At 61.4% G+C, this 12,781-nt stretch carries 10 protein-coding genes and 5 tRNA genes; 11 read left to right on the top strand and 4 right to left on the bottom strand.

The genetic code is table 11. The annotated features are described in order from the left end of the window. Positions 1-46 precede the first annotated feature (46 nt). Positions 47-2,458, top strand: a complete 2,412-nt coding sequence (gene lon / locus K3724_RS12535; protein ID WP_259985298.1) for an endopeptidase La — start codon at positions 47-49, stop codon at positions 2,456-2,458. Positions 2,459-2,796: 338 nt separating this feature from the next. On the opposite strand, the gene K3724_RS12530 is transcribed toward lon, so the two are convergent. Continuing rightward, positions 2,797-3,852, bottom strand: a complete 1,056-nt coding sequence (locus K3724_RS12530; RefSeq protein ID WP_259985296.1) for a Glu/Leu/Phe/Val dehydrogenase — start codon at positions 3,850-3,852, stop codon at positions 2,797-2,799. A 132-nt stretch (positions 3,853-3,984) separates the two neighbouring features. Here K3724_RS12530 and K3724_RS12525 point away from each other — a divergent pair, with 132 nt between their 5' ends. The 8 genes from K3724_RS12525 (at position 3,985) to K3724_RS12490 (ending at position 6,648) form a co-directional block, all read left to right on the top strand. Next, a complete protein-coding gene (locus K3724_RS12525) occupies positions 3,985-4,440 on the top strand; it encodes an Lrp/AsnC family transcriptional regulator (protein ID WP_259985294.1) in 456 nt (151 codons plus the stop codon). A 132-nt stretch (positions 4,441-4,572) separates the two neighbouring features. Continuing rightward, complete coding sequence (locus tag K3724_RS12520; RefSeq protein WP_259985292.1) at positions 4,573-5,130, top strand: HU family DNA-binding protein; 558 nt, start codon at positions 4,573-4,575, stop codon at positions 5,128-5,130. A gap of 13 nt (positions 5,131-5,143) precedes the next feature. Then, positions 5,144-5,218 (top strand) — tRNA-Val (locus tag K3724_RS12515). Between the two features lie 115 nt (positions 5,219-5,333). Beyond that, entirely contained in the window at positions 5,334-5,903 is a 570-nt protein-coding gene (locus K3724_RS12510; RefSeq protein WP_259985290.1) for a histidine phosphatase family protein, read from the top strand. 76 nt (positions 5,904-5,979) lie between these two features. Next, a tRNA-Val gene (locus tag K3724_RS12505) sits at positions 5,980-6,055 on the top strand. A 200-nt stretch (positions 6,056-6,255) separates the two neighbouring features. Beyond that, positions 6,256-6,332: transfer RNA gene (locus K3724_RS12500), tRNA-Asp, on the top strand. A gap of 82 nt (positions 6,333-6,414) precedes the next feature. Then, a tRNA-Asp gene (locus tag K3724_RS12495) sits at positions 6,415-6,491 on the top strand. A gap of 80 nt (positions 6,492-6,571) precedes the next feature. After that, positions 6,572-6,648: transfer RNA gene (locus K3724_RS12490), tRNA-Asp, on the top strand. 40 nt (positions 6,649-6,688) lie between these two features. Here the strand turns inward: K3724_RS12490 and K3724_RS12485 are convergent. The 3 genes from K3724_RS12485 to K3724_RS12475 form a co-directional block, all read right to left on the bottom strand. Further along, on the bottom strand, positions 6,689-7,078 hold the full coding sequence (locus K3724_RS12485) for a nuclear transport factor 2 family protein (protein ID WP_259985288.1): 390 nt from the start codon (positions 7,076-7,078) through the stop codon (positions 6,689-6,691). 53 nt (positions 7,079-7,131) lie between these two features. Beyond that, complete coding sequence (locus K3724_RS12480) at positions 7,132-7,353, bottom strand: hypothetical protein (protein ID WP_129371299.1); 222 nt, start codon at positions 7,351-7,353, stop codon at positions 7,132-7,134. 1,034 nt (positions 7,354-8,387) lie between these two features. Further along, on the bottom strand, positions 8,388-9,779 hold the full coding sequence (locus tag K3724_RS12475; protein ID WP_259985284.1) for a dipeptidase: 1,392 nt from the start codon (positions 9,777-9,779) through the stop codon (positions 8,388-8,390). A gap of 386 nt (positions 9,780-10,165) precedes the next feature. Between K3724_RS12475 and hemA the strand changes: the two genes are divergently transcribed. Continuing rightward, entirely contained in the window at positions 10,166-11,389 is a 1,224-nt protein-coding gene (hemA, locus tag K3724_RS12470; RefSeq protein WP_311200225.1) for a 5-aminolevulinate synthase, read from the top strand. A 129-nt stretch (positions 11,390-11,518) separates the two neighbouring features. Beyond that, positions 11,519-12,724 (top strand): helix-turn-helix domain-containing protein, encoded by a 1,206-nt coding sequence (locus K3724_RS12465; protein ID WP_259985282.1) that lies wholly within the window; start codon positions 11,519-11,521, stop codon positions 12,722-12,724. The last annotated feature ends 57 nt before the right edge of the window (positions 12,725-12,781 follow it).

Genomic DNA, 12,781 nt, shown 5'->3' with positions numbered 1-12,781 from the left:
TGCCGGGATCGGGGCCGGGCCGTCTTGCCAAATCAAAGGACCGAGTATGCAAGAGCCACTCAATTCCTCCTACCCAGTCCTGCCGCTGCGCGACATCGTGGTCTTCCCCCACATGATCGTGCCGCTGTTTGTGGGCCGGGAAAAATCGGTGCGCGCCTTGGAAGAGGTGATGGCGGATGACAAGCAGATCCTGCTGTCCAGCCAGATCGACCCGTCCGAGGACGATCCCGAAACCGATAGCATCTATTCCGTGGGCGTGCTGGCCAATGTGCTGCAGCTGCTGAAACTGCCCGACGGCACCGTCAAGGTGCTGGTCGAGGGGCAGGCGCGTGTAAAGATCACCGAATTCCTCGAAAACGACAATTTCTTCGAGGCCAAGGCCGAGGAACTGCCGGAAATGCCCGGCGATGTCACCACCACCGAGGCGCTGGTGCGCACCGTGGGCGACGAGTTCGAGCGCTATGCCAAGGTCCGCAAGAACATCCCCGAGGAGGCCCTGTCCGCCGTCGGTGAAACCACTGAGCCGGCCAAACTGGCCGATCTGGTTGCGGGTCATCTGGGCATAGAGGTCGACCGCAAGCAGGAACTGCTGGAAACACTGTCCATCAGCGAACGGCTGGAGAAGGTCTATGGCCTGATGCAGGGCGAAATGTCGGTCCTGCAGGTCGAGAAGAAGATCAAGACCCGCGTCAAATCCCAGATGGAGAAGACCCAGCGCGAATATTATCTGAATGAGCAGATGAAGGCCATTCAGAAGGAGCTGGGCGACGGTGAGGAAGGCGCTGGCGAAATCGCCGAGCTGGAAGAAAAAATCGCCGCCACCAAACTGTCGAAGGAGGCGCGCGAAAAGGCGGATGCCGAGCTGAAGAAGCTCAAGAACATGTCGCCGATGTCGGCCGAAGCCACGGTTGTGCGCAACTATCTCGACTGGATGCTGTCGATCCCGTGGGGCAACAAGTCCCGCGTCAAGAAAGACCTGAACAAGGCGCAGGAGATCCTGGATGCGGATCACTATGGCCTGGAGAAGGTCAAGGAGCGGATCGTTGAATATCTGGCGGTGCAGCAGCGCTCGGTCAAGCTGAAGGGGCCGATCCTGTGCCTTGTCGGCCCTCCGGGCGTGGGTAAGACCTCGCTGGGCAAATCCGTCGCCAAGGCGACAGGGCGCGAGTTCATCCGCATCTCGCTGGGCGGCGTGCGCGACGAGTCCGAGATCCGCGGCCACCGCCGGACCTATATCGGCTCGATGCCCGGCAAGATCATCCAGGCGCTGAAGAAGGCGAAAACCACCAACCCGCTGATCCTGCTCGACGAAATCGACAAGATGGGCCAGGATTTCCGCGGCGACCCGGCCTCGGCGATGCTGGAGGTGCTGGATCCGGAACAGAACAACACCTTTATGGATCACTATCTGGAGGTCGAATATGACCTCTCGAACGTGATGTTCCTGACCACTTCGAACAGCTACAACATGCCGGGGCCGCTGCTGGACCGGATGGAGATCATTCCGCTGTCGGGCTACACCGAGGACGAAAAGCGCGAGATCGCCAAGCAGCATCTGATTTCCAAGCAGGTGAAGAACCACGGGTTGAAGGCTAAGGAGTTTGAGCTGACCGAAGACGCGGTGACCGAGATGATCCGGACCTACACACGCGAGGCAGGCGTGCGGAACCTGGAGCGCGAGATTGCCAAGGTGGCGCGCAAATCGCTGACCAAGATTATCAAGAAAGAGGCCGGCAGCGTCACTGTCACGGCGGACAATCTGGATGATTTCCTGGGCGTGAAGAAGTTCCGCTATGGGTTGGCTGAGATGGAAGATCAGGTTGGTGTTGTCACTGGCCTCGCCTATACGTCCGTCGGGGGTGAGCTGCTGAGTATCGAGGCGCTGCGGCTGCCGGGCAAGGGCCGGATGAAGACCACCGGCAAGCTGGGCGATGTGATGAAGGAGTCAATCGAGGCGGCGTCGAGCTATGTGCGCTCGATCAGCCCGCAGATCGGCGTCAAGCCGCCGCAGTTCGACAAGCTGGACATCCATGTGCACGTGCCCGACGGCGCGACGCCAAAGGACGGCCCAAGTGCGGGCCTGGCGATGGTTACGGCGATTGTCTCGGTGCTGACGGGCATTCCGGTACGCAAGGACATTGCGATGACGGGCGAAGTCACCCTGCGCGGCAATGCCAGCGCCATTGGCGGCCTCAAGGAGAAGCTGCTGGCAGCCCTGCGCGGTGGTATCAAGACGGTGCTGATCCCGCAGGAAAATGAAAAGGATCTGCCGGAAATTCCGGACAATGTGAAAGAAGGGCTGAAAATCATCCCCGTGTCCCATGTGTCCGAGGTTCTGAAACACGCGCTGGTGTCCCAACCGGACCCCATCGAATGGGACCAGGAAGCCGAGGAAGCCGCAGCAGCCAAAGCGGCTCTGAAAGGCTCAGAGGACGGGGCGGGCGCTACCGCCCACTGATCACGGCCTGGATCTGGTGCAAGAAAGGAAAGGGCGGTCCCGCGGGGCCGCCCTTTTTCAGTTTCATCTTCCGTTCCGGCCCTTCTTGCCGGGGCGTGGTTCCAGGTTTCTGTGTGTCTATCCCTGACAGGTCTCAGGCGTGGGAGGAGGGCTCCTGCCCGCTGCGGGATGCGCTGATGCGCCTCAGCAGCGGTTGGGCGGGGCGCCGCACCTGGGGTGCGGCGTGCGGCCTGCCCCGGTGGGGCAGGCCGCCGGGCCCAAAACCCTCATGGAGACCTGCCGCAGGCCGGGCTCCGTGCGGGTGCGGGAGTGCCCCGCGGTATCGCTTGGGAAGGCGGTCAGGCCGCCTTGCTGGAACCGGCCATTTTGGCCTGTACCGTGGCAATGGCCATTTCGGCCGGGCTGACATCTGCTGTCTCAGCCTGGATCAGGATCGAAGCCATCGTTTCGTCCAGCGCTTTGAGTTTCTCGGCAACAAATCCTTTGCGGTCCTTGATCCGCTGGATTTCGGTTGCAACGTTGATGATGCCGCCGCCATTGGCCACAAAATCAGGCGCATAAAGGATGCCGCGCGCGTGCAGGCCTGCGGCGTCAGCGGCGGTCGCCAGCTGGTTGTTGGCGCCGCCTGCGACGATGTCCGCCTTCAGCTGCGGGATCGTCCGGGCATTCAAGATGCCGCCGATGGCGCAGGGAGCAAAGACGTCTGCGTCAACACCGTAGATTCCGTCCAGCGGCACTGCTTTGGCGCCGAATTCGGCAATTGCCTGTTCTACACGGGCCTCGTCGATGTCGGTCACAATCAGCTTGGCGCCGGCCTCGGTCAGAAACCGGCAAAGATACCAGCCGACATGGCCCAGGCCCTGCACCGCGACGGTAACGCCGCCCAGATCACGGCTGCCGTGTTTGTGGGCACGCGTGGTGCAAATCGCGTTGAAAATACCGCGGGCGGTGATCGGAGAGGGATCGCCGCTAGCATATTCGCCATCGGCAAGACCTGCCACAAACCGGGTTTCCTCTGCCAGAACCCCCATGTCGGAAGGGCTCATCCCCATGTCTTCGGCAGTGATGTAGCGGCCGTCCAGGCTTTCGATGGCACGGGCAAAGGCGCGCAGCAGCTCCGGCGATTTGTCCCGGGCAGGGTCGCCGATGATCACCGCCTTGCCGCCGCCCAGCGTCAGTCCTGCTGCGGCGTTCTTGTAGGTCATGCCTTCGCTGAGCCGCTGAACGTCAGTCAGTGCTTCCTCTTCGCTGGCATAAGGGCGCATCCGCAATCCGCCGGCGGCGGGACCCAGCCGGGTGGAGTGGATGGCGATGAAGCCAAGCAGCCCCGCAGAGGCCTCCTCGACGCGGTAGATCTCTTCATGGGTGGTCGATGCGACGGCAGTCACTGTCATCTGGATTGCTCCTCCAAAACTTTTCCCGATGATACTAGGGCGCGGGCGCCGGTTTTCACTAAAAAGACCTGCCAGAACGGTGGCGTTTGGTGGTATGCTCTGTAGAAGAAGCCTTTCTTAGAGGAAACCTCCATGGACTCAATTGATCGCAAGATTGTGGCCGCGCTTCAGCGCAATGGGCGGCTGAAGATTTCCGAATTGTCAGAGAAGGTCGGGCTATCGCCAACGCCCTGCGCGCGCCGGGTGGCCAATTTGGAGGAAAGCGGCGTGATCAGCGGCTATTCCGCGCGAGTGGATCAGACCAAGATGGGGCTGCCGGTCACGATCTTTGTGGCGGTGGAGCTGGAGCGCCAGTCAACCGGCGCCCTGCAGGCCTTTGAAAAAGCGGTGCGCCAGTTCGATCAGGTGATGGAGTGCTACTTAATGACCGGCACACGCGATATCCTGTTGCGGGTGGTGGCCGAGGATCTGCCGGATTTCGACAGATTTCTGGAGGACCGTCTGATGCGGGTGCCGGGCATTCGCAACACCCGGTCCAGTTTTACCCTGCGCACCATGATTCAGCGCGATGCCCTGCCGGCCTGCTAACCGGTTCACGCCGGAGGGGGCCTGTGTTAGGCTGGCTGCACAGAGCAGGCCCGCACGCCTGGCTGCCAATCGCAACAGCGCGGGGCAGCTGAGAAGCCGATGCAGGGTAAGTAACAGGATCATGGGGCACAAATGGCAAGAGCAACCAGCAAAAGCAGTACATCCGGGCGCAAGTCCGGCGAAGGCAAGCCACCTGTCCGCAAGGCAGGCACGCTGAAGGCATCCACCGCCAGGACGGCTGCTGTGAAACCTGAGACAGGCGAACCTGAAGATGTGAACGCACCGATGCAGCGGCACGCGCCGGAAGCCAACCCGTCATCCGAAGCGTCTGCTGCACCAGAACCCGTGGTTGTAACAGCCGCTTCACCGATTGTTGCCGCACCGGAACTGAACAAGAAGGAACTGGTGGAGCTGGCAGTCGAACGCTCTGGTGTCAAAAAGAGAGACGCAAAGCCGGTGGTGGAGGCGGTTCTGGCGTTGCTGGGCGAGGCCGTGGCCGAAGGCCGTGAACTGAACCTCAAGCCGTTCGGGAAACTGCGCATCAACCGCAGCCAGGAACGCAGCAATGGCAAAGTGTTCGTATGCAAACTGCGCCAGCCTGCGGTCGCAAAAAGCGCGGCGGCAGAAAATTCCGGGGAAGCCGGAAATTCTTCCAATGACCCTCTTGCAGAGGCCGCATCGGACGGGTAAAAGCCTGCCTCACGGGTGATTAGCTCAGTGGTAGAGCGCTTCGTTCACATCGAAGATGTCAGGAGTTCAAATCTCTTATCACCCACCATTCTTTTCAAAAGGCGCTCCCGGTACCGGTTGAGCGCCTTTTCTTGTTTGCGGGGTTCCGTTGTCCCCGGCTTGCCGCTACCAATTTGGCGATAGAACCGGGCAGGGGGCATGTGATGCAATTTCCGAAAATCTGGCTGCTGAGACACGGGCAGACCGAGTGGAATGCAGAGCACCGCATTCAAGGCCAGCTGGAATCGCCGCTGACACCGCTGGGAATTGAACATGCCCGCCGGCAGGCCGGTCTGATGGCGCCGGTGCTGGAGCAGAATCCGGCCTGCTATGCGTCCCCGCTGGGCCGTGCCCAGCAGACGGCGGATATCGCGTTGAGAGGGGCGCCATTTGTGACCGACCCGCGCCTGGCAGAGGCCTTTGCGGGCGTGTTTCAGGGGATGACGCTGCAGGAGGTCGCGCAGCGTTACCCGCAGATCCATGGCGCCAATCCGCGGAACCTGGACCTGTTCTGCGAGGCCCCCGGCGGCGAAGGCTATGCCAGCTTTCATGGCCGCATTCTGGACTTCATGCTGTCGCTGACCGGGCCGTCTGTGGTGGTGGCGCATGGGCTTTTGGGGCAGGTGATGCGCGGTATCATCTGCGGCCTGCCCCGCGACAGCATGGCGGCGCTCCCGAACGGGCAGGGGTGCGTTTATGTGCTGGAAAACGGGATGGAAACCGTTTTGGAGTGATCCGGCGGGCAGGGTGGAAAAATCTTTGTTTTTTCTCTTGCGCTGCCCGGCGGCATTGTCTAAATCCCCGCTTACCGGGTCGTTAGCTCAGTTGGTAGAGCGCTTCGTTTACACCGAAGATGTCGGGAGTTCGAGCCTCTCACGACCCACCATCCCCACCTTGCAGATTGACCGCGCTAAGATGCCGATAGGCGCGTAGTCTTTGGGTTTTTTCCATCTGTTTCAAGGGGTTGCCGGGAGGGCGATTTTTTTTTGAGGGAAAGTCCCGAAAAAGGCAAAACACTTCTTGACGGTTCTAAGGGGTGGGAATATTACAGCCCAACATTCAGCAGCGATGCTGAACGTGCAGCGGGCGGTTGTAGCTCAGTTGGTTAGAGTACCGGCCTGTCACGCCGGGGGTCGCGGGTTCGAGCCCCGTCAACCGCGCCACCGCTGCACCTCATCCTGGGGTAAAACAGGATCCGTCCCGGAGGGGAACTGGATTGGAAACAATCTGCCGAAAGGCGAAAATGCGGTTGTAGCTCAGTTGGTTAGAGTACCGGCCTGTCACGCCGGGGGTCGCGGGTTCGAGCCCCGTCAACCGCGCCACTTTCGCCTGCCGCCCTGGCATTACGGGGTCCGCCCCGGAGGGGAACACTGGCCGGAGACGGCCGCCGAAAGGCAAATGCGCGGTTGTAGCTCAGCTGGTTAGAGTACCGGCCTGTCACGCCGGGGGTCGCGGGTTCGAGCCCCGTCAACCGCGCCACTTTCTCTCAATTTCAGGTATGAACGAAAGTGTACCGTGGTTATGCGGCTGTTTCCGGAGTGTCCTGGCTGAAAGTGTTGAGCCAGCCTGACGCGCTTTTTTCCCAAAGCGAGGAGATCAGCATGACCTGCCAGCATGAGCTGCCTGAGGAACGGTAGCGCGCCCGGTAGGACAGCAGTACAGCCTGTTCTGTTATGACGCGCAGCTGCGCATCACTCAGCCGGAATTGCGCCATTACCGGCCCGTCCTTCAGTTGATCGCAATGGCCTGCCTTGCCCGAAAAGCCGCTGGGATAGACACCTAGGAAGTCCTCCGACAGCATCCGGCCATCTGCCTCGGGGTCGCCAGAGACAAGCGCCTCCCAGACCTTGGTTTCCAGGGTAAGGATCTCGGCCAGCTGCGGGCCTTCGGTCATATTCTTTTCCGTCATGGCGCCACATTGGCGAACTGGCGCATCAGGTGCAAGCGGTCGGGGCCGGGGTATCAAAGGGCCGGAGGGTTCGGGTCCGCGCCGGTGTCGTGGCGCCAGCCAGTGAGTTCGAAATCGACCCATTTCTTGAGGCGTTCCAGGTCTGCCTTGGGGATGGTTTCCAGATACCGCAGCATCACGCGGGTGCCATGCTGATAGCCGGCGCGGTAGCTTTCTTCCGGATCGGTCTGGTTGCCTTCGAAACCGGGCGGGCGGTTGAATCTGCTTTGTGCCATCTGCTGTCTCCATCGTGGTCCGCTGTCGCGGCAGAAATCACATGCAGTATCGGATGGTTCGGATAACCAACGGTTAAGCCGATAGGGAGACGCGAGGAAAACAAGGGTAGAAACGCAATCCGTGCCCAGGGAACATCCTGCTAGTGGCGTTAGCGTTGCTTGCAGCGCTAATTTTGCACGGTGTCACCCGTTCTGCATGGAGCCGACGGAAACAGAGCGCTCCCGCGCCTTTCCGGCGGCATCATAGATTCCGCTGGAAGCCTTGGGCCTGGCGCCGTGCCAAGGCACGGCGCGCGCCGCGCAAGCGGCGCCAGACCCAACGGGAAGAAGGCCTCGCATGAGGCTTGATGACGGGCGGGAGTGCGGCGTCGCCTGCAATTGCAGCCGTGTGCTGAAGTCGCAGAGGTCAAACATCCGGTTGGCAGCGGTTTGCAGTTCCAGCCGGGCAAGGTGCGGCGTTTTTCCGATGTAGGAGAGGATCCGCAAAAATGCGACGTCCGCCAGGGTTGCCTTGGTCTAATTGAAGTTGAGGTTCAAGGCGCTTGGTGTTTCGCCTTCGAAAGGAAGCAGACCGGCCACGAGAAGAAACTGCCGCGGCAGACAGGCGTCCAGGTCCTCGGGTGTTGTGAAGACATAGGCCTTGGCTTGGCCGGGGCGGCGGTCCAGGGAAACCGCGCAGTTTGTGCCTGAAAACAGCCGGGCCAGCCGGTCATCGGTGGACTTTGGAACCGCTTTGGCCCGCCTCCCGCTAAAAAAATAGGCTGCGGCGCCGGCTGCTCCCGATTGCCGGGCCTTGCGTGCCAGGAAACCGGTAGCGCCAACGAAAACCGCCTTACCGGCCTGGCCGAGCCTTTTCTCCGGTGGCACTGGGCGGCACCGGGCGGAGCGGGGAGAAGCGGTGCCAGTACTGCCGCAAGTATTGCGCACGTCTTGAAGATAGAGTTCATGCCTGCTTCCCGTTGTCCGGCTTGCTTCGCGGTGTCCGGATTGGAGTATCCGGGCGGGGCTTCGAAATGCACCGCCCGAAACTGGGGTTACTTGCGCGACAGGGCGTCCAAGATACGGGCCCAGGAGCGGATGCCCTTGTGGAAGCTCTGCAGGTCGTATTTCTCATTCGGCGAGTGGATGGCGTCGTCGTCATTGGCAAAGCCGATCAGCATCGCGTCCATGTCCAGGATCGACTTGAAGAAGCCGGCAATCGGGATCGAACCGCCCATACCGCAGAATACGGCCTCGCGCTCCCATTCGTCCGACAGGGCGCCGCGGGCGGCCTCAAATTCGGGGCGGGTGATGTTCATCACTGCGGCGCGGGAGCCTTCGAGGTCGTTGTCCCAGCGCACCGATGCGTCCGCAGGCAGGCGGTCCTCGACGTGTTTGCGAATCTTGTCGCGCAGCGCGTCAGGGTCCATGTCGCCGACCAGGCGGCAGGTGATCTTGCAGTGCGCCTCGGACGGGATCACGGTTTTGGAGCCGGCCCCGTTGTAGCCGCCCCAGAGGCCGTTCACCTCGAGCGTCGGGCGGGCCCATTGCTGTTCCAGGGTGGAATAGGCTTTTTCACCGTGCGGCTGCGAGTAGCCGACCGAGCTCAGGTATTCGGATTCGTCAAAACCGCAGCTCTGCCACTGGCGCAGCTGGTCCTCGGGCACCTCATGCGCGCCGTCATAGAAACCCTCGACGGCCACGCGCCCGGTGTCACTGTCATAAAAGGAGGCTACAATTTCCGAGAGTGTGCGCAGCGGGTTCAGGCCGGGGCCGCCGTAGTGGCCCGAATGCAGGTCGATGCGCGGGCCGACGATGGTGAATTCGTCCTTCAGCATGCCGCGCAGCTGCGAGGAGATCGACGGCACCCCGCGCGACACCATCGATGTGTCGCAGATCAGCGCGAGGTCGGCCTTCAGCTCCTCGGCATTGGCCTCCATGAAGGGGATCAGCGAGGGGGAACCGGACTCTTCTTCGCCCTCAAAGAAAAAGGTGATGCGGCAGGGCAGGGAGCCATTGACGGCCTTCCAGGCGCGGCAGGCCTCGACAAAGGTCATCAGCTGGCCCTTGTCATCCGAGGATCCGCGGCCGCGGATCACGGTGCCATTCGGGGTTTCCTCCAGCTGCGGTTCAAACGGCGGGGTGTTCCAAAGGTTCAGCGGGTCGACCGGTTGCACATCATAGTGGCCGTAGAACAGCACATGCGGCGCGTCTGTGTTTTCCTCGCCCACATGGCCGACCACCATCGGATGGCCCGGCGTTTCGCGCTTTTCCGCCTTGATGCCGATGGCGTTGAGATCGGCCACCAGCCAGTCGGCGGCCTTGTCGCAGTCCGCCTTAAAGGCGGGATCGGTGGAAATCGACTGGATCCGCAGCAGGTCCATCAGCCGTTCGGTGGCGGCGTCCAGCTCTGCGTCGATCCGGTCCAGAACATCATTCAGTGCCATCTTTCATTCTCCTGCGTGTCCGGTTGCGGGCAATTTGACGCGGACCCTAACAGCGGTCCGGAACAGGGGCCAGTGGGGGAAGGGCGGGGTTTCGCTTGTTTTTCCAGGGCGGCAGGTTTCCGATCCTGCGCATAGTGACGCCTGAACACGCGGCATATGCGACGCAAACGGCCACAGGTTGGCCGCAGCTGTCCTTGCCCAGCCCCTGTTTAAGTTTTATTTGACCTGCATCAATGTTGCGCACCTAGGGCGGCGCGTATGCAGTTGATCAAAAGGGGTGCCTGCGGTAATCATTCCGGACCGTGAATGTGGCCGCATCGCCGACAGGCCGTGCCCTTTACACAGCCCGCGTGCCCCTGGGGCCGCATGAAGCCATGGAGATGCCGGTGGACTATACCGCGAAACTGGATGCAGCGATTGCCAGCCTTCACGACGAGGGCCGCTACCGGACCTTTATCGACATCGAGCGCAAGAAGGGCCATTTCCCGCATGCGGTCTGGACCCGTCCGGACGGCGGCGAACAGGACATCACCGTCTGGTGCGGCAATGACTATCTGGGCATGGGCCAGCATCCGGTTGTGCTGGAGGCGATGCATGATGCGATCGATTCGACCGGCGCAGGCTCCGGCGGCACCCGCAACATTTCCGGCACTACGGTTTATCACAAGCAGCTGGAGGCCGAACTGGCGGATCTGCATGGCAAGGAAGCCTCGCTGCTGTTCACCTCGGCTTACATCGCCAATGACGCCACGCTGAGCACTCTGCCCAAGCTGTTCCCGGGGCTGATTATCTATTCCGATGCGCTGAACCATGCCTCGATGATCGAGGGCGTGCGCCGCAATGGCGGCGCCAAGCGTATCTTCCGCCACAATGACGCGGCGCATCTGCGCGAACTGCTGGAAGCGGACGACCCCAAGGCGCCCAAGCTGATCGCCTTTGAATCGATTTATTCGATGGATGGCGATTTCGGCCCGATTGACGCCCTTTGCGATCTGGCCGATGAATTCGGCGCGCTCACTTATATCGACGAAGTCCACGCGGTTGGTATGTACGGCCCGCGCGGCGGCGGCGTGGCAGAGCGCGACCGTCTGGCCCACCGCATTGACATCATCAACGGCACGCTTGCCAAGGCCTACGGCGTGATGGGCGGCTATATTGCAGCCTCGGCCAAGATGTGCGACGCGATCCGCTCTTATGCGCCGGGCTTCATCTTCACCACCTCGCTTGCGCCGTCGGTTGCGGCAGGGGCGGCGGCCTCGGTTGCCTATCTGAAGGGCGCGCAGGATCTGCGCGACAAGCATCAGGACCAGGCCAAGGTGCTGAAATTGCGGCTTAAGGGTCTTGGCCTGCCGATCATTGATCATGGCAGCCACATCGTGCCGGTGATTGTCGGCAACCCGGTGCACACAAAAGTGCTGTCCGACCATCTGCTGGAGGACTATGGCATCTACGTGCAGCCGATCAATTACCCGACTGTGCCGCGCGGTACCGAGCGTTTGCGCTTTACCCCGTCGCCAGTGCACGGCCCCAAGGAAATCGACGCGCTGGTCCAGGCGATGGACGCATTGTGGTCGCATTGTGCGCTGAATCGTGCCGAACTTGCCGGGTAACATACTGATCAGTGTAAATTTACCTTCGGTGTGTTACGCTGTTGCTAATCAATGAGCGGATCTGAGTCGCAAATGTGATTCTTTCACCGCCCTGAACAGATTGCGGCAGGCAAAAATGGGACAGCAGGCATGATCGGGCGCTTCACCCAGCGCAAGCAAGAAGAGCATGGCGGAACGGCAGAGCCGAAGGGTTTTGACGATTTCGAGTTGAAGCTCGGCGACATAATGCGCGGTGAGCGGGCAACGATGGGTAAGTCGTTGCTGGATGTGCAGCGCGAGTTGCGGATCAAGGCGTCCTACATCGCCGCAATCGAGAATTCAGACCCTTCCGCCTTTGACACGCCCGGCTTTATCGCCGGGTATGTGCGTTCCTATGCACGCTATCTGAATATGGACGCAGAAGAGGCTTTTCAGGATTTCTGCACCGAAAGCGGATTTACTGTTGCCCATGGCATGTCTGCCGAAGCTTCCAGCCGGACCAAAGGCGGCGCCGCCCAGGCAGTCACATCCACCGGGCTGGGCGGCGATGCTTTTGCCTCGCCCAACACACCGTTTATTCCCGCCCCCAGCAGTTTCCTCAGCCAGATCGAACCGCGGGCTGTCGGCTCGCTGATGGTGCTGGCAGCGCTGATCGGCGGCATCGGTTATGGCGGCTGGGCTGTCTTGAAAGAGGTGCAGCAGGTGCAGTTCGCACCAGTGGATCAAACCCCTGCGGTGCTGGCTGATCTCGACCCGCTGAACAGCGCAGTTTTGAATGCAGCCGGGGACGCGCAGGATCCGGCAGCTGAGGCGCTGGACCGGCTTTACCGCCCGCAAGCTCTGGATGTGCCTGTGCTGGTGGCGCGCGATGCACCGATTTCGACCCTGGATCCGGCCACGCTGGGCAACTTTGCGGCGCCCGAAGTGCCCTCGCTGGCCTTTGCCGAAGCCAGCCTGCCCTATGAGGGCGGAGGGCCGCTGCAATTGGTGCCGCAGGTTGTGGCCGAGGTTAAGCCGGGCGTTGAAATGGTTGCGGTGCGCCCGTCCTGGGTGCAGGTCACCGCGGCAGATGGCAGCGTGATCCTGGAAACCATCATGGACGCAGGCCAGCGGTTTGAAGTGCCTTTGACCGAAGATGCCCCGCGCCTGCGCACCGGCGAAAGCAGTGCAATCTATTTTGCGGTGAACGGCGAACATTTCGGCCCGGTCGGCGAACGCGGCCAGGTATCCAAGAATATCGACCTGTCGATGGATGCGATCACCAACCGGTTTGCACTGGCTGATCTGGCCGATGGCAGCAATGAAGCACTGGCAACATTGGTAGCCGAGCTGCAGGCGGACCAGTCGGCCGAGTAGCTGTTGCCGCAAATGTGCCCGGCGAATCCCGCCGCAAGAGGCGGGCTGCCATTGCAG

This window comes from Leisingera sp. M658 (genome assembly GCF_025144145.1).
In the GTDB taxonomy this organism is placed as follows: domain Bacteria; phylum Pseudomonadota; class Alphaproteobacteria; order Rhodobacterales; family Rhodobacteraceae; genus Leisingera.
The sequence above is the reverse complement of the archived record's forward strand: the minus strand, read 5'-3'. Positions and strand labels throughout refer to the sequence as shown.

Excerpts from the sequence above, each read along its gene's own strand:
- lon (WP_259985298.1), top strand. The coding sequence starts at position 47 with ATGCAAGAGCCACTCAATTCCTCCTACCCAGTCCTGCCGCTGCGCGAC.
- K3724_RS12525 (WP_259985294.1), top strand. The coding sequence starts at position 3,985 with ATGGACTCAATTGATCGCAAGATTGTGGCCGCGCTTCAGCGCAATGGG.
- K3724_RS12520 (WP_259985292.1), top strand. The coding sequence starts at position 4,573 with ATGGCAAGAGCAACCAGCAAAAGCAGTACATCCGGGCGCAAGTCCGGC.
- K3724_RS12465 (WP_259985282.1), top strand. The coding sequence starts at position 11,519 with ATGATCGGGCGCTTCACCCAGCGCAAGCAAGAAGAGCATGGCGGAACG.
- K3724_RS12475 (WP_259985284.1), bottom strand. The coding sequence starts at position 9,779 with ATGGCACTGAATGATGTTCTGGACCGGATCGACGCAGAGCTGGACGCC.
- K3724_RS12510 (WP_259985290.1), top strand. The coding sequence starts at position 5,334 with ATGCAATTTCCGAAAATCTGGCTGCTGAGACACGGGCAGACCGAGTGG.
- K3724_RS12485 (WP_259985288.1), bottom strand. The coding sequence starts at position 7,078 with ATGACGGAAAAGAATATGACCGAAGGCCCGCAGCTGGCCGAGATCCTT.
- K3724_RS12530 (WP_259985296.1), bottom strand. The coding sequence starts at position 3,852 with ATGACAGTGACTGCCGTCGCATCGACCACCCATGAAGAGATCTACCGC.
- K3724_RS12480 (WP_129371299.1), bottom strand. The coding sequence starts at position 7,353 with ATGGCACAAAGCAGATTCAACCGCCCGCCCGGTTTCGAAGGCAACCAG.